This window comes from Chachezhania sediminis (assembly GCF_009765275.1).
Lineage (GTDB): Bacteria > Pseudomonadota > Alphaproteobacteria > Rhodobacterales > Rhodobacteraceae > Chachezhania > Chachezhania sediminis.
The window spans coordinates 365,331-381,505 of record NZ_VOPH01000002.1; the positions used below are offsets into that span (position 1 = coordinate 365,331).

The 16,175-nt window shown below is 66.0% G+C and carries 12 protein-coding genes; 8 read left to right on the forward strand and 4 right to left on the reverse strand.

Features of this window, described 5'->3' with window-relative positions:
- Positions 1–69: 69 nt before the first annotated feature.
- Both glpK and glpD read right to left on the reverse strand, forming a co-directional pair.
- Positions 70–1,566, reverse strand: coding sequence for a glycerol kinase GlpK (glpK, locus tag FQK05_RS06665; RefSeq protein ID WP_158965131.1), 1,497 nt, complete (start codon positions 1,564–1,566; stop codon positions 70–72).
- Positions 1,567–1,596: 30 nt separating this feature from the next.
- Complete coding sequence (glpD, locus tag FQK05_RS06670) at positions 1,597–3,168, reverse strand: glycerol-3-phosphate dehydrogenase (protein ID WP_233270407.1); 1,572 nt, start codon at positions 3,166–3,168, stop codon at positions 1,597–1,599.
- 253 nt (positions 3,169–3,421) lie between these two features.
- Between glpD and FQK05_RS06675 the strand changes: the two genes are divergently transcribed.
- The 8 genes from FQK05_RS06675 to FQK05_RS06710 all read left to right on the forward strand — a co-directional run bounded on the left by FQK05_RS06675 (position 3,422) and on the right by FQK05_RS06710 (position 12,283).
- Positions 3,422–4,903: an ABC transporter substrate-binding protein gene (locus tag FQK05_RS06675; protein WP_199252612.1), complete on the forward strand. Its 1,482-nt coding sequence runs from the start codon at positions 3,422–3,424 to the stop codon at positions 4,901–4,903.
- Positions 4,904–5,048: 145 nt separating this feature from the next.
- Positions 5,049–6,179, forward strand: a complete 1,131-nt coding sequence (locus FQK05_RS06680; protein WP_158965134.1) for a calcium:proton antiporter — start codon at positions 5,049–5,051, stop codon at positions 6,177–6,179.
- A 95-nt stretch (positions 6,180–6,274) separates the two neighbouring features.
- Positions 6,275–6,619, forward strand: a complete 345-nt coding sequence (locus FQK05_RS06685) for a DUF4440 domain-containing protein (RefSeq protein WP_158965135.1) — start codon at positions 6,275–6,277, stop codon at positions 6,617–6,619.
- Positions 6,620–6,929: 310 nt separating this feature from the next.
- Positions 6,930–7,877, forward strand: coding sequence for an ABC transporter permease (locus FQK05_RS06690; RefSeq protein WP_158965136.1), 948 nt, complete (start codon positions 6,930–6,932; stop codon positions 7,875–7,877).
- On the forward strand, positions 7,874–8,698 hold the full coding sequence (locus FQK05_RS06695; protein WP_158965137.1) for an ABC transporter permease: 825 nt from the start codon (positions 7,874–7,876) through the stop codon (positions 8,696–8,698). Before FQK05_RS06690 ends, FQK05_RS06695 begins: the two co-directional genes overlap by 4 nt.
- Positions 8,695–10,293, forward strand: a complete 1,599-nt coding sequence (locus FQK05_RS06700) for an ABC transporter ATP-binding protein (RefSeq protein ID WP_158965138.1) — start codon at positions 8,695–8,697, stop codon at positions 10,291–10,293. The genes FQK05_RS06695 and FQK05_RS06700 overlap by 4 nt, the downstream gene beginning before the upstream one ends.
- Positions 10,294–10,296: 3 nt before the next feature.
- Positions 10,297–10,842 (forward strand): hypothetical protein, encoded by a 546-nt coding sequence (locus tag FQK05_RS06705; RefSeq protein WP_158965139.1) that lies wholly within the window; start codon positions 10,297–10,299, stop codon positions 10,840–10,842.
- Positions 10,775–12,283, forward strand: a complete 1,509-nt coding sequence (locus FQK05_RS06710) for an aldehyde dehydrogenase family protein (RefSeq protein ID WP_158965141.1) — start codon at positions 10,775–10,777, stop codon at positions 12,281–12,283. The genes FQK05_RS06705 and FQK05_RS06710 overlap by 68 nt, the downstream gene beginning before the upstream one ends.
- 93 nt (positions 12,284–12,376) lie before the next feature.
- Here the strand turns inward: FQK05_RS06710 and pncB are convergent, their stop codons facing one another.
- The gene (gene pncB / locus FQK05_RS06715; protein ID WP_158965142.1) at positions 12,377–13,666 is read right to left on the reverse strand and encodes a nicotinate phosphoribosyltransferase; all 1,290 of its coding nucleotides are present in this window, start codon (positions 13,664–13,666) and stop codon (positions 12,377–12,379) included.
- Between the two features lie 152 nt (positions 13,667–13,818).
- Positions 13,819–16,068: a hybrid sensor histidine kinase/response regulator gene (locus FQK05_RS06720; RefSeq protein WP_158965144.1), complete on the reverse strand. Its 2,250-nt coding sequence runs from the start codon at positions 16,066–16,068 to the stop codon at positions 13,819–13,821.
- Positions 16,069–16,175 lie beyond the last annotated feature (107 nt).

Consider the following 16,175-nt stretch of genomic DNA (forward strand, 5'->3'; position numbering starts at 1 on the left):
CGCGGCGGCCGGGCCCGGGTTCCGAAACCGGGTGCCCATGGGGCGCGTTTCACCCAGCGGCCCCCGATCTCACTCCGCCTGGGGCGGCACCGATTGCGCGGCCGCGACAGCCTTCTGCCAGCGGGCATAGCGCGCATCGCGCAGGGCAGCGTCGGTTTCCGGCACGAACTGGCGGTCCAGCCGCCAGCGGGCGGCGAAACCGTCCATGTCGGGCCAGAGACCGGCCTGGTGAGCGGCCAGCCAGGCGGCGCCAAGCGCCGTGGTTTCCGGGATGGTGGGCCGATCGACCGGGGCGCCCAGGATGTCGGCAAGGCCCTGCATCGCCTGGTTGGACACCGCCATGCCACCGTCGACCCGCAGCACGGTTTCGCCGGCACCCAGCCAGTCGGCCTGCATCGCCTGCCACAGGTCGCGGGTCTGGAAGCCCACCGCGTCCAGTGCGGCGCGGGCGAATTCGGCCGGGCCGGAATTGCGGGTCAGCCCGAAGATGGCACCGCGGCAGTCCGGGTCCCAGTAGGGGGCGCCAAGGCCGGTAAAGGCGGGGACGATGATCAGGTCCTGGCCCGGGTCCGCCTTGCGCGCCAGGGGGCCTATCTCGGGTGCGGCCGAGATCAGGCCCAGCCCGTCCCGCAGCCACTGGACCACGGCGCCCGCGATGAAGATCGAGCCTTCGAGCGCATAGGTCCGCTGACCGTTCAGCTGATAGGCGATGGTGGTCAGCAGCCGGTTCTTCGACGCGACCGGTTCCGTCCCGGTGTTCAGGAGAGCGAAGCAGCCCGTGCCATAGGTCGATTTCATCATGCCCGGCTGGAAACAGGCCTGGCCCAGGGTTGCGGCCTGCTGATCCCCGGCAGAGCCGCGGATCGCGATTGGCCCGCCGAACAGCCGGTCTTCGGTCGTGCCGAACTCGGTCGCGCAGTCGCGGATTTCCGGCAGCATCGCCAAGGGGATTTCCAGAAGGTCGCAGATATCGGCGCTCCAAGCGCCTGTGCGTATATCGCACAACATGGTGCGGGCCGCGTTGGTCGCGTCGGTCGCGTGCACCTTGCCGCCCGTCAATCGCCAGATCAGCCAGGTCTCGATCGTGCCGAAGAGGATCTCTCCCTTCGCGGCGCGCGCCCGCGTCCCGGGATAGGTGTCGAGGATCCACTTGATCTTCGTGGCCGAAAAATAGGGATCCAGCAGCAGGCCCGTGACCTCGGTTACCATGGGTTCGTGGCCGCCGTCGCGCAGCGCCTCGCACAGGCGGGCGGTGCGGCGGTCCTGCCAGACGATGGCATTGTGGACCGGCTTGCCCGTGTCCTTTTCCCAGACCACCACGGTTTCGCGCTGGTTGGTGATGCCGATGCCGGCGATCATGTCGGCGGTGGCCATGCGGGCCATCGCCGCGCGGGTGACCTGGACCGTGGCCTGCCAGATCTCTTCCGCGTCGTGTTCGACCCAGCCGGAATGCGGATAGTGCTGCGTCAGTTCTTCCTGCGCGCTGTCCTGCAACTGCATATCGGCGTCGAACAGAAGGGCACGGGTCGACGTGGTGCCCTGGTCGATGGCCAGAACATGGCTCATGGGATCCTCCGCTTGTCTTTCCGGGGCAGGTTAGCCCGCGCTGCGTGCCTTCATCCAGCTTCGAAGCAGCGCCACCTTGTCGGGGCCAAGGCGCAGGCCCAGCTTCGACCGCCGCCACAATACGTCTTCGACCGTACGGGCATATTCGCGGTCCATCAGCCAGGCGACCTCGCGCCCGGTCAGGGTGGCGCCGAAATCCTGGCCCAGGTCGCCGGGGGACTGGGCCTCGCCCAGGATGGCGTGCGCCTCGGTCCCGTAGGCGCGGAACAGGCGGCGGGCCCAGCCTGCATCCAGGAAGGGATAGGCCGACTGCAAGGTCGCGATTTGGTCTGCCACGTCGCCCACCGGGAAATCGCCGCCCGGCAGGGCCGCGCCGGCGGTCCAGGCGGTGCCGGTGTGGTCGAGGACGCCGGCGATCTTGTCCAGCGCATGTTCCGCCAGCCGCCGGTAGGTCGTGATCTTGCCGCCGAAGACATGCAGCACCGCCGCGCCCCCGGTGCGTTCCAGGTTCAGCACGTAATCCCGCGTCGCCGCCGTGGCCGATCGCGCGCCGTCGTCGTAAAGTGGCCGGACCCCGGAATAACGCCAGACGATATCCGCCTCGGTCACCGGGACCTTGAAGTAGTCGGACACGAAGCGGCACAGATATGCCTCTTCCTCCGGCGTGCATTCGGGGCGGATGTCTGGGTCGGTGTGGTCGGCATCGGTGGTGCCGATCAGGGTGAAATCGTCTTCGTAGGGAATGGCGAAGACGATCCGCCCGTCGGGGCCTTGCAGGAAATAGGCACGGTCGTGGTCGAAAAGCCTGCGCGTCACGATATGGCTGCCGCGCACCAGCCGGACCTTGGCCGGGCTGTTCGACCGCACGATGCCGGTGGCGACGTCGCCCACCCAGGGGCCGGCGGCATTGACCAGCACGCGGGCGACGCGGGTTTCTTCCTTGCCCTGGGCATTGCGGACCCGCAACCGCCAGAGCCCGGCGCGCGGTTCGGCGGACAGGACCGTCGTCCGGGGCAGGATCGTTGCGCCGCGGGCTTCGGCATCGCGGGCGTTCAGGACGACCAGGCGGGAATCCTGGACCCAGCAATCGGAATATTCGAAGGCCGCGTGAAAGCCGGGCTTCAGGGCTTGGCCTGCCGGATCGTTGTCCAGGTCCAGCTTTTTCGTACCGGGCAGGATCTGGCGCCCGCCCAGGCGGTCATAAGCGGCAAGGCCCGCCCGAATCATCCACGCGGGACGCCGGCCCTTCAGCCAGGGCAGGGTGCGGGACAGGACCTTGGCGGCGGGCGTGTCGGCGGGGAAGCGCATGTCCGGCGACAAGGGCAGGACGAAGCGCATCGGCCAGCTGATATGGGGCATGGCGCGCAGCAGTACCTCGCGCTCGGCCAGTGCCTCTTTGACCAGACGGAACTCGAAATATTCCAGATAGCGCAGGCCGCCGTGGAACAGCTTGGTCGAGGCCGAGGAGGTGGCCGATGCCAGGTCGCCCTTTTCCGCCAGAACGACGGACAGGCCGCGACCCGCCGCATCGCGGGCGATGCCGCAGCCGTTGATGCCGCCGCCGATCACGAACAGATCGCTGATGCCGCCGTCGTCGCTCACGCTGTCTTCCCGTTTCCAATGGCGCCGAAAACGCCCCGTCGTTGCAGGACGCCGCCCTGCGAGTCCATGACAAATCAGGAATATGTGACAGAACGACCTTTGGGCCAGCCCTGATTGCGACCTTTCGGGGCGATGCCTGCCCGGGCGCGTCTTCCGCGCCATGAAAGCACTTGTATCGCACCGAAACTCCGCCAAGACTGTCGCCCGACGAATGCCCGAAGGGCTGAATTGCAAACGTCACGGGAGCAATCAGATGAAACATTTTGCCAGACTCGCGATGGTCAGCGCCATCGCCTTGGCCGCCGGCGCAGGCGCCGCTGCCGCCAAGGATGACGTTGTCATCGCCATGCAGCTGGAACCGCCGCACCTGGATCCGACCAGTGCCGCCGCGCAGGCCATCGACTCGGTCCTTTATACCAACGTCTTCGAAGGCCTGACCCGCTTCATGGGCGACGGATCGGTCGTGCCGGGCCTGGCGGAAAGCTGGGACATTTCCGAAGACGGCAAGACCTACACCTTCCACCTGCGGGACGGCGTGCATTTCCACGACGGCACGATCATGGACGCCGAGGATGTGAAGTTCTCGCTGGATCGTGCGCGCGCGGATGACAGCACCAATGCCCAGAAGGCGCTGTTTTCGGGCATCGAAAGCGTCGAGGTCGTCGACCCGCTGACCGTCAAGGTCACGCTGGCCGAACCGCAGGGCAGCCTGCTGTTCAACCTGGCCTGGGGCGACGCGGTGATCGTGGCACCCGAAACCATCGGCGACATCAAGGAACACCCGGTCGGGACCGGAGCCTATACCTTCAAGGAATGGGTGAAGGGCGACAAGATCGTGCTGGACCGCAACCCGGACTACTGGGGCGAACAGCCGGCCATCGCCGAGGCCACGTTCAAGTTCATCTCGGACCCGACGGCCGCCTTTGCCGCCGTGATGGCGGAAGACGTGGATGCCTTTGCCGGCTTCCCGGCGCCGGAAAACCTGCCACAGTTCGAAGCCGACCCGCGCTTCCAGGTGCTGGTCGGGTCGACCGAGGGCGAGACGATCCTTGCGATGAACAACAAGGAAGCGCCCTTCGACAACAAGCTGGTGCGCGAGGCCGTGGCCCACGCCATCAACCGGCAGGAAATCATCGACGGCGCGATGTACGGCTATGGCACGCCCATCGGCACCCATTTCGCGCCGCATAACCCGGCCTATGTCGATCTGACCGGCCTGTCGGACTATGATCCCGAAAAGTCGAAGGCCCTGCTGGCCGAGGCCGGCTTCCCCGACGGGTTCGAGACGACGCTGTACCTGCCGCCCCCGTCCTATGCCCGCCGCGGTGGCGAGATCATCGCCAACCAGCTGGCCCAGGTCGGCATCAAGGCCAATATCGAGAATGTCGAATGGGCCCAGTGGCTGGAATCGGTCTTCAAGGGCAAGAATTTCGGCCTGACCATCGTTTCGCATACCGAACCGATGGACATCGGCATCTATGCGCGGCCGGACTACTACTTCCAATACGACAATCCGGCCTTCCAGGAACTGATGGCCAAGCTGAACGCAACCACCGACCCGGACCAGCGGACGGCAATGTTGCAGGAGGCGCAGAAGATCATCGCCGAGGATTATGTGAACGGTTACCTGTTCCAGCTGGCCATGCTGAGCGTCGCCAAGGAAGGCCTGACCGGCATGTGGACCAATGCGCCCACCGCGGCCACCGACCTGACCGGGCTGAGCTGGCAGGACTGATCCCTTCGATTGCCTGAATGTCGGAAGGCCCGTCGCGCATGTCGCGGCGGGCCTTTCCATGTCGGACCATCCGGAAGAAGCGGGCTTGTTACCCGCCGCGCCCTGTGATGCAGTTGCCGCATCAATCCAAGGACACTTCAGCCCGATGGCCGCTACCGAAAAACCCGCACCTCTTTGGGCAGACTGGCCCGTTCTTCTGATCTGGGCCGGGTTCGCCCTGATGTCGACCGTCGGCACCGGGCTGAAGCCGGAATATATCGGCAGCACAGGCGCACTGATCGTCCTTGGGGTGCTGTTCGCGGTCATGCTGACGGCGGTCTTCCGCGTGGTGCATCACGCCGAATGCCTGGCAGAGATCTTCGGCGAACCCTTCGGCACGCTGATCCTGACCCTGGCGGTCATCGGGATCGAGGTGGCGCTGATCACTGCGGTCATGCTGACCGGCGACAACACACCGACGCTGGCGCGGGACACGATGTTTTCGGTCCTGATGATCGTGATGAACGGGCTGGTCGGGCTGTCGCTGTTGCTGGGCGGGCTGAAACACCGGTTGCAGATCTTCAACCTGTCCGGGGCCAATGCCTATCTTGTCGTGCTGCTGCCGGTCGCAATCACCAGCCTTGTGCTGCCAAGCGTCACCACCTCGGCCCCCGGCGGCGGACTGTCGAGCCTGCAGACCGTCTTCCAGATCGTGATCTCCATCGCGCTTTACGGGGTCTTCCTGCTGTACCAGACGGTCCAGAACCCGATGGTGTTCCAGCAGCCGCTGATCGATGGAGAGGCCCCACCGGCCCATTTCGGCCACAAGATGTATCCGCGCAGCGCGGGCTTTCATGTCGCGGGCCTGCTGTTGACGTTGATCCCCATGGTGCTGATGTCGAAGAAACTGGCCGTCTATGTCGATTTCGGCATCGCCCAGGTCGGCGCGCCGGTGGCGCTGGGCGGCTTCATCGTCGCGATCATGATCCTGACACCCGAAGGGCTGGCCGCCCTGGACGCGGCCAGGAACAACCAGTTGCAGCGCGCCGTGAACATCTGCCTGGGCTCGGCGCTGGCGACGATCGGGCTGACGGTGCCGGCGGTGTTGCTGGCCGCCTGGTTCGTCGACCTGCCGATCGAACTGGGGCTAAGCCCGGTCGGTATCGTGACGCTGGTGCTGACGCTGGCGATCAGCATCGTCACCTTCGTCGGCACCCGGACCAATGCGCTGCAGGGCGTCGTCCACCTGGCGGTGTTTCTGGCCTACGTGTTCCTGATCTTCGACGGGGATTTCTGAACGCGGCATCAAGATTGCCGTTGGGGCAACCGATAGCTTAACGGAACTCTTCAGTCGCCAAGTTGTTCCCCATAGTAACCGATGGGAGAGCAAAAATGGATTGCGACGACTTCTGGGACATAGAAGAAGCGCTTTGGAAAGGCGGTTCCGGGCGATTCAAAGACCGTCTGGCCAAGGGTGCGGTGATGGTCTTTCCGGCACCCCTTGGCATCCTGTCCGGCGAGGCGCTGCACAATGCCATCGCCAAGAACGCCTCGTGGCGGACCGTGAAATTCAAGAACCAGTCCGTCGCCCATGACGGCGAGACCTGCGTGCTTGCCTACAAGGCGGAAGGCAAGCTGGACGGGTTGCCGGCCTATCGCGCCCTGTGTTCCAGCACCTACGTCAGCGATGGCCCGAAATGGAACCTTCTTTCGCACCACCAGACGCCGGTCTTCTGACGCGCTACGATAAGATACGGCCACATGGCGCCGGACGGCGGGCCTGGAGGGTAATCCGCTTCCAGAACCCGACCGCCTGGTCGGGCGGATGCCGCCCTGTCCCGAAAGCATCGCAACGGACCGGATCCCGACGCCAGATTTCAACCTGAGCGAAATCGACCTGACGTCTACGACAGCCTGACGGTGCAACCCACCCGGACACGGACGATGCGGCGACCATCCGGGCGCGGCCCCCTGTCGCCGGGCGTTGCGGGTCATCGGTGTTCGAAGCCTCTGGAACTCCCCCGCGGCCGACCATAACGTGGCCGCGATGTTGAGATATGTCCTGAAACGCCTGCTGTCGCTGATCGTCACCCTTGCGGTCGCCAGCATGGTCATCTTCGCCGTGATCGAGGTCGCCCCCGGCGATCCCGCATCCTTCATGCTGGGCGTCAATGCCCAGCCCGACACCGTGGCCGCCCTGCGGACAGAGCTTGGTCTGGATCAGCCCAAGGCCGAACGCTATCTCAGCTGGATCGGCAACATGCTGACCGGGGATTTCGGCACCTCCTACACCTATCGCAGTTCCGTGGCGCAGATCATCGGCGACCGGCTGTGGGTGTCGGTGCCGCTGGCCCTTTATGCGCTGATCCTGTCGACGGTGATCGCCTTCCCGGCCGGCATCTATGCCGCCGCGCGCCGGGGCAAGGCGGGCGACGCGGCCGTCATGGGCGGCACCCAGCTGGGCGTGGCGGTGCCGAACTTCTGGTTCGCGATGATGCTGGTCCTGATCTTCGCCATCAACCTGCGCTGGTTCGGCGCCGGCGGCTTCCCCGGCTGGTCAAAGGGGGTCTTCCCCGCGATCAAGGCGCTGACCCTTCCGGCCATCGCCCTGGCCCTGCCGCAGGCCGCGATCCTGACCCGGGTCATGCGGTCGTCGCTGATCGATGTCCTGGGCGAGGATTTCATGCGCACCGCCCGCGCCAAGGGCCTGACCCGCAGCCAGGCCATCTGGCGCCATGGCGTCCGAAACGCGCTGATCCCGGTCCTGACGATCCTTGGTCTGCAGGTGTCCTTCCTGATTGCCGGCGCCATCGTGATCGAACAGGTCTTCTATCTTCCCGGTCTGGGCCGGCTGATCTTCCAGTCGATCAATGCCCGTGACCTGATCGTCGTCGAATCCGTGGTGATGCTGCTGGTCTTTGCCGTGGTCCTGATCAACTTCCTGGTCGACATCGCCTATTCCATCGTCGACCCGAGGCTGAGGCAACGGACATGAGCCGCGCAAATGTGAACCTGATCCTGGGCACGCTTCTGGTGGCCGCCCTGGGCGGCTTGGCGCTTCTGGCGCTGGTCTGGACGCCCTATGACGTGAACGTCATGAACATCGCCGGCAAGCTGAAGCCGCCGTCGGCGGAACACTGGCTGGGCACCGACCAGCTGGGCCGGGACATCCTGTCGATGATCATGGTGGGGGCCGGAACATCCATCACCGTGGCCGCGCTGGCCGTGGCGGTGGGGCTGGTCTTCGGCATCCCGCTGGGCCTGCTGGCCGCCGCGCACAAGGGCGGGCTGATCGACGAAACGATCATGCGCCTGAACGACGTGGTCTTTGCCTTCCCCTTCCTGTGCCTGGCGATCCTGATCACCGCGGTGCTGGGCGCATCGGCCGGCAACGCCGTGCTGGCCTTCGGCATCTTCAACATCCCCGTCTTCGCCCGGGTTACCCGCGGCGGCGCCCTGTCGCTGTGGGAACGTGAATTCATCATGTCTGCACAGGTGTCGGGCAAGGGCGTGGCGCGCATCTCGGCCGAACATATCCTGCCCAACGTGCTGAACCTGCTGATCGTGCAAGGCACCATCCAGTTCGCGCTTGGCATCCAGGTCGAGGCCGCGCTGTCCTTCATCGGCCTTGGCGTCCAGCCGCCCACGCCGTCGCTGGGCCGGATGCTGGCCGATGCCCAGACGCTGGTCACGCTGGCGCCGCACATGGCGATCTTCCCGGGCATGGCGATCATCCTGATCGTCCTGGGCCTGAACCTGATGGGCGACGGCCTGCGCGATCTTCTGGATCCGCGCCTTTCGGGGGAACGGACATGAGCCTTCTGCAGATCCACGACTTGTCCCTGTCGATCGGGGCCTTCGACATCCTGAAACGCGTGTCCTTCGATGTGGCCGAGGGCGAGATCGTGGCCGTCACCGGCGAAAGCGGATCGGGCAAGTCGATGACGGCGCTGGCGGTGATGCAGCTGATGCCGGACCGGGCGCGCGCCGTGGGCAGCGTCCAGCTGGACGGGCAGGAGCTTCTGACCATGCCCGAAGCCCGGATGTGCAAGATCCGCGGCGCCAGGGTTGGCATGGTCTTCCAGGAACCGATGACGGCGCTGAACCCGGTCAAGACCATCGGCGCGCAGGTGATGGAGACGATCCTGCTTCACACCGATGCGTCGAAGGCCGACGCAGAAGCGCAGGCGCGCGAGGTCCTGACCCGCGTTGGCCTGCCGCCCGACCGGTTCCCGCTGACGCGCTTTCCGCACGAACTGTCCGGCGGTCAGCGGCAGCGGGTGGTGATCGCCATGGCCATCGCGCTGCGGCCCCGCCTGCTGATTGCGGACGAACCGACCACGGCCCTGGACGTGACCACGCAGGCCCAGATCCTGGACCTGCTGAAGGAACTGGTGGCAGATTACGGCATGGGCATGCTGATGATCACCCACGACCTGGCCGTCGTGGCGGGCATGGCCGACCGGATCGTCGTCATGCGCCATGGCGAGGTGGTGGAAACCGGCCTGACCCGACAGCTGTTCGCCAACATGCAGCATCCCTATACCAAGATGCTGTTCGAAGCCTCGCGCCACGAGGTCGACCTGCCCGACGTTCCGCCGGCGGCGCCGCTGCTGGAGGTGAAGGGCGCGGTTCGGGACTATGCCCTGCCGCGAACGCAGCTGTTCGCGCCGCGTCAGCACTTCCGGGCGGTGAAGGGCGTGTCCTTCACCCTGAACAAGGGCGAAAGGCTGGGTCTGGTCGGCGAATCCGGGTGCGGAAAGTCGACCCTGACCCGTGCGATCCTGGGGCTGGAGCCCTTGCAGGGCGGGGAGATCCTGCTGAACGGCAAGCCCGTCGCCTCGGGCGGCCAGGCCAACACGGCCGTGCGCCGGCAGATGCAGGTCGTGTTCCAGGACCCGTTCGGGTCCTTCAATCCGCGCCACCGGGTCGAACGGCTGGTGACCGAACCGTTCCATCTGCTGGACAACCCGCCCACCGGCGCCGCCCGGCAGAAGGCCATCGACGAGGCGCTGACGGCCGTGGGCCTGAAGCCGTCGGATGCGCGGAAGTTCATCCACGAGTTTTCCGGCGGTCAGCGGCAGCGGATCGCGATCGCCCGCGCCCTGATCATCCGGCCCGACATCATCCTGTTCGACGAGGCGGTCAGTGCGCTCGACGTCTCGGTCCGGGCGCAGATCCTGGACCTGATCGCGGATCTTTGCCGGTCCTACGGGCTCAGCTATCTTTTCATCAGCCACGACCTTAGTGTCGTGCGCACCATCACCGACCGCGTCATGGTGATGAAGTCCGGCGAGATCGTCGAAGAAGGCGCAACCGAAACCGTGTTCAACGACCCGCAGCATCCCTATACCCGCGCGCTGATTGCAGCGGCCCCGGTCCTGCCGGATCCCGTGGCAGAGGCGATCTAGGAAATGGCAGTGGAAAAGGTCGGATTGAAGCCGGTCCCGCCCGAGGACGCGCGGTTCCTGTCGGTGCTGATCCGCGCCTACCTGATGGAAGCGGCGCCTGGCGCGCAGCTGGACCCGGTGCATGTGGTCGACCGGATCTGGTCGGAAAAGGGCCGATATGGCCTGTGGATCACGCACGGGGTAAAGCGCGTCGGATTCGCGCTGGTGCGCGATACCCTGACCGGCAAGCGCGAGCTTTCGGAATTCGCGATCCTCGGCGCCTATCGCCGCCGACATATCGGCCGCCAGGCCGTGCACATGCTGGTCAACGACCTTCCGGGGTCCTGGTATCTGGGGGTTTCCCTGGCATCCAGGGCGGCACAGGATTTCTGGCCCTCGGTCCTTGCGGATTGCCCGAATATACGCAATCTGCGCCGTGGTTCGCCGCAGAACCATCATCAGACGCAGACCCTTCATTTCGATATCGACGAGGAAACCGGACATGACTCAGGCATCGGACACCCTGACCAAGGACGCACAGGGGACGACCGCGGCGCCGTCGAAGCCTGAGGCGCTGTGGTTCGATCCTTCGCTCTGCCTGATCGGTGGGGAATGGGTCAGGGCTGCGGGCGGCACGCTGCCGCTGGTGAATCCGTCGGACGGCACCGTGATCTGCGACATCGCCCGTGGCGGTGCGCCGGAAATCGACGCGGCCGTGGCCGCCGCCCATGCTGCGCTGGAAGGCGACTGGGGCCGGCTGACCGCGCTGGAACGCGGCCGGTTGCTGGTCAAGCTGGGACGGCTGGTGGAATCCCAGGTGGATGAACTGGCCGCGCTGGAAGCGGCCGATGTGGGCAAGCCGCTGAGCCAGGCCCGGGCCGACGCCGTCGCGCTGGCGCGTTACATGGAATTCTACGGCGGTGCCGCCGACAAGGTCCATGGCGAGACGATCCCCTACATGGACGGCTACACCGTCTATACCCTGCGCGAACCGCACGGGGTGACGGGCCATATCGTGCCCTGGAACTATCCGATGCAGATCATCGGCCGTTCGGTCGGCGCAGCGCTGACCATGGGCAATGCCTGCGTGCTGAAACCCGCGGAAGAGGCCTGCCTGACCGCGCTGGCCTTTGCCCGCCTGGCGGAAGAGGCAGGCTTTCCCGCCGGTGCGCTGAATGTCGTGCCGGGCCTCGGCGCCGAGGCCGGGGCAGCCCTGTCGGGTCATCCGAACGTGCAGCACATCAGCTTCACGGGGTCCGTCGCGACCGGTGCCATGGTGCAGGCGGCAGCCGCAAAGAACGTGGTGCCGGTGACGCTGGAACTGGGCGGCAAGTCGCCCCAGCTGGTCTTCGACGATGCCGACCTGGACGCGGCGCTGCCCTTCCTGGTCAACGCGGGCGTGCAGAATGCGGGCCAGACCTGCTCTGCCTCGTCCCGGATCCTGGTCCAGCGCGGCGTCTATGACGAGGTGCGCAAGCGCATGGGCGAAGCCTATGGCGCGCTGACGGTCGGACCGGCCACGGCGGACATGCGCCTTGGGCCGCTGATCTCGGCCCGTCAGAAGGAAATCGTGACCGGCTTCCTGGAACGCGGGTCGGACCTGCCCATCGCGGGGCAGGGCGTGGTGGTCGACGACGCGCCCGAGGCCGGCGCCTATGTCCGCCCGACGCTCTTTGCCGATGTGCCCGCGACCCACGCGCTGGCGCAGATGGAAATCTTCGGCCCGGTGCAGGTCCTGATCCCCTTCGACACCGAAGACGAGGCGATCCAGATCGCGAATGGCACGGAATACGGCCTTGTCGCCTCGATCTGGACACGGGACGGCGCGCGGCAGATGCGTCTGGCGAAGAAGCTGCACACGGGGCAGGTCTTCATCAACAATTACGGGGCCGGCGGCGGTGTCGAACTGCCCTTCGGCGGCGTGGGCAAGTCCGGCCACGGTCGCGAAAAGGGGTTCGAGGCGCTCTATGGCTTCTCGCAGCTGAAGACGGTCGCCGCCTATCACGGCTGATCCGGTCGCAACTGGCGAAAGCCGCTTTTCGAAGCGGCTTGCCAAGGCCGTTTCAAACGGCCTTGGTCGCGGTTTGGGACGAAGTGCCCGGGCTCAGACCAGCACGGCCATCCGCTGCTGTTCTCCCACGCCGAAGACCCGCTTGTAGCGCTCGACCTCGTCCTTGGGGCCCACCGCCTTTTCCGGGTTGTCCGACAATTTCACCGTCGGCCGCCCGTTGGCGCTGATCGCCTTGCAGACCAGCGAGAACGGCGCCAGCGCATCCCCGGGCACCAGGCCGCGGAAATCGTTGGTCAGAAGCGTCCCCCAGCCATAGGACACCAGCGCGCGGCCATAGAACCGCTTGTGCAGGTCCAGGATCGTGTCGACGCTCAGCCCGTCCGAAAAGATGATCCGCTTGGTCGTCGGATCTTCGCCCTTGGACTGCCACCAGGCGATCGCCGCCTCGGCCGCCGCGGCGGGGTCGCCGCTGTCGATCCGGACGCCGGTCCAGCCCGCCAGCCATTCCGGAGCGCGTTCGAAGAAGCCCCTGGTCCCATAGGTGTCCGGCAGGATGATCCGAAGGTTGCCCTCGTGCTCCTCGTGCCAGTCCTGCAAAACGTCATAGGGGGCCTGGGCCAGCGCCGCGTCGTCTTCCGCAAGTGCGGAATAGACCATCGGCAGTTCGTGCGCATTGGTGCCGATCGCCTCGACCTCGCGCCGCATCGCGATCAGGCAGTTCGAGGTGCCGGTGAATTTCGGGCCCAGCCCTTCCATCATCGCCTGCACGCACCAGTCCTGCCACAGGAAGGAATGCCGCCTCCGCGTGCCGAAATCGGCAATGAACAGGCCTTCGACATCGCGCAGACGCTCGATCTTTTCCCAGAGCCGGGTCATCGCACGGGCGTAGAGCACCTGAAGCTCGAACTTGCCCATGGAGTTCAGGACGGCGCGGCCCCGCAGTTCCATCAGCACGGCCAGCGCGGGGATTTCCCACAGCATGACCTCGGGCCAGGCGCCTTCGAAGGTCAGCTCGTACTGGTCGCCCTTGCGTTCCAGGTGATAGGGCGGCAGGCGCAGCCCTTCGAACCACTCCATGAAGTCCGACCGGAACATCTGCCGCTTGCCATAGAAGGTGTTGCCGCGCAGCCAGGTGCTTTCGCCCCGGGACAGTGACAGTGACCGGATATGGTCCAGCTGTTCGCGCAGCTCGCCCTCGTCGATCAGCTTGGCCAGCGGAATCGACGTTGTGCGGTTGATCAGCGAAAACGTGACCTGGGTGTCGGGCTTGTTGCGAAACACCGACTGGCACATCAGCAGCTTGTAGAAATCCGTGTCGATCAGCGACCGGACGATCGGGTCGATCTTCCACTTGTGATTGTAGACACGTGTCGCAATATCCACGACCGGCTCCTCCGCCTCCGATCCCAGCGGTCGCCCCAGGGGGCATCGACCGCAGCCCGGGCATGTCACACCATGGGAAGAAGCAACGCAAGCCGCATTGCGGGCCCCCACAGCAGCGCAACCCGGGTATGCGTTGGGTGCATGTGCAACTTTTATTCCGCCGCGCGGCGGGGCAGGGCGGTGCAATGGGCCCGGATCGCGGCAAAGAGTTCGGCCTTGCGCACGGGCTTGGACAGGAAGGCGTCCATCCCGGCCTCCAGGCACTCGGCGCGGTCGCAGGCAAAGGCATTGGCGGTCAGGGCGACGATGGCGGGCTGCGGACCGCCGCCGGCGCGGATCTGCTTCGTCGCCTCGATCCCGCTCATCACCGGCATGGACATGTCCATGAAGACGATGTCCGGCGCCTGCGTGCGGACCTTGTCGACCGCTTCCTGCCCGTCATGGGCAAAGTCCACGAGGACGGGAATGTCCTGCAGGAGCTTCTGGATCAGAAGACGGTTCACCCGGTTGTCCTCGGCCACCAGGATCGACAGGCCGGCATAGCGGGCCATCGCGGCCGCCGCCAGACGGGGTTGCGCCGCGGCCGCGGCAACCGCCGCCTCGTTCCCGTAGCCCAGCTTCAGGCGGATGGTGAAGGTCGTTCCCCTGCCAGGCTCCGACGCGACCTCGATCCGGCCGCCCATCGCCTCGACCAGCATTCGGGCGATGGTCAGGCCCAGTCCGGTGCCGCCGAAGCGCCGCGTGGTCGTTGCCTCGGCCTGCGAGAACCGTTCAAAGACGTGGTCAAGCTTGTCGGGGGCGATGCCAATGCCGGTATCGGCAACCGTCAGCGTCAGGTCATAAGATCCGCCGGTATCCCGTGTCCGGGCCTTCAGCGTGACCGACCCGCGGTCCGTGAACTTGATGGCGTTGCCGACCAGGTTCAGCAGCACCTGCCGCAGCCGCCCGTCATCGGCCTTCACCCATCGTGCCAGATCGCCGCCGATATCCAGGATCAGCTGCAGGTTCTTGTCCTGCGCCTGTGGTCCCAGCAGGCGCACCAGCCCCCGCAGGCTGTCCGGCAGGTCGAAATCCACCGGGCTGAGCCGCATCTTGCCGGCATCGAGCTTCGACAGGTCCAGCACGTCGTTGATCACCGTCAGAAGCGCCTGGGCGGACCCGCGGATCGTGTCGGCGTAAAGCCTTTGTTCTTCCGTCAGGTCGGTTTCGGACAGAAGGTCCGCCATGCCGATGACGCCGTTCATCGGCGTCCGGATCTCGTGGCTCATGGTGGCCAGGAATTCGGCCTTGGCCTGGGCGCCTTCCTCGGCCGCCAGCTTGGCCGCCGCCAGTTCCGCCGCCTGCCGCCGCGCGACCGACACGTCGCGTTCCACCGCGACGACGGTCTCGGTCCGGCCGTCCTCTCCCGCGACGGGGACGATGTTCGTTTCGATCCAGATCTTTTCGCCCGACTTGGTGTAGTTCAGGATCTCGCCCCGGAAGGGTCGGCCGTGGCGGACCGCGTCTGCAATCGCCCCGATCGTTTCGGGATTGGTTTCGGGCCCGTTGAGCAGATCGCCGATCCGCCGGCCCACCGCATCTTCGCGCGAATAGCCGGTGATCCGGGTGAAGGCGTCGTTCACCCACGAGATATGGCCCCCCGGCCGCGACAGGATCACGCTGTCGTTGGCGTTCCGGGCGACCAGGTTCAGCCGGTGCATTTCCCGCTGCCGGCGGCGCATCGCGGCATTGGTGGCCGCCAGGGCGGTAGCCTGTTCCTGCATGACGCGATCCTGCCGGCGGCGCATCCGCATGCCGGAATAGACCGTGTCCAGGAAGGTGCGCATGTAGAAGGCCAGGAAGGCCGCACCGACGGTTTCCAGCACCAGCCGCGGTCCCCATTCCTCGGTCAGGATCAGGGATCCGGTCAGCAGGCTGGCGAAGGTCAGGCCGAAGACGATCAGCCTGATCCGTGTGGCGGCCGGGTGATAGGCCATCAGCAGGCCGCCATTGGCGGCCATCCCGATCAGGAAGGCATAGGAGAACAGAGGCGCCTGCCCGGTCCCTTCCGAGAAGAAGGTGATATGAACGCAGGCCGCCAGGATGACCGATTGCACCGCGGCGGCAATCAGGGTCAGCCGGAACCCCTGGTCGGCCTCCATCCCTTCGGTCAGCTTGCGCCCGACCCGCCGTGCCGTGCCGTTTTCGACGGTTTCGCCGATCTGGGACAGCACGTAGACGCAGACCCCCAGAACGACCCCGTCGAAGGCCATGAGCAAGAGCCCGGCAATCGCGATGCCGAACTGCCGCGTCATCAGCTGTTCCAGGCGCAGCTCGACATAACGGGCCAGCATGGCCCGCCGGTCTTCGTGCAGCATCAAGGGCTCGGCGTCGTCGCCGCTGCCCTGGGAATTGGAGCTCATCCGCGCCCTCGGGTCCGGTGCCAGTCGCTGGGAAAGTCATAGCCCCAAGGGGGTTAAGACTTCGCAAGCGTGGCGGGGCCCGCCTCGTGCGCGTTTCAGGACCTTGT

Coding starts and splice junctions, on each gene's coding strand:
- glpK (WP_158965131.1), bottom strand. CDS start 1,566: ATGAGCCATGTTCTGGCCATCGACCAGGGCACCACGTCGACCCGTGCC.
- FQK05_RS06675 (WP_199252612.1), top strand. CDS start 3,422: ATGAAACATTTTGCCAGACTCGCGATGGTCAGCGCCATCGCCTTGGCC.
- FQK05_RS06680 (WP_158965134.1), top strand. CDS start 5,049: ATGGCCGCTACCGAAAAACCCGCACCTCTTTGGGCAGACTGGCCCGTT.
- FQK05_RS06685 (WP_158965135.1), top strand. CDS start 6,275: ATGGATTGCGACGACTTCTGGGACATAGAAGAAGCGCTTTGGAAAGGC.
- FQK05_RS06690 (WP_158965136.1), top strand. CDS start 6,930: ATGTTGAGATATGTCCTGAAACGCCTGCTGTCGCTGATCGTCACCCTT.
- FQK05_RS06695 (WP_158965137.1), top strand. CDS start 7,874: ATGAGCCGCGCAAATGTGAACCTGATCCTGGGCACGCTTCTGGTGGCC.
- FQK05_RS06700 (WP_158965138.1), top strand. CDS start 8,695: ATGAGCCTTCTGCAGATCCACGACTTGTCCCTGTCGATCGGGGCCTTC.
- FQK05_RS06705 (WP_158965139.1), top strand. CDS start 10,297: ATGGCAGTGGAAAAGGTCGGATTGAAGCCGGTCCCGCCCGAGGACGCG.
- FQK05_RS06710 (WP_158965141.1), top strand. CDS start 10,775: ATGACTCAGGCATCGGACACCCTGACCAAGGACGCACAGGGGACGACC.
- FQK05_RS06720 (WP_158965144.1), bottom strand. CDS start 16,068: ATGAGCTCCAATTCCCAGGGCAGCGGCGACGACGCCGAGCCCTTGATG.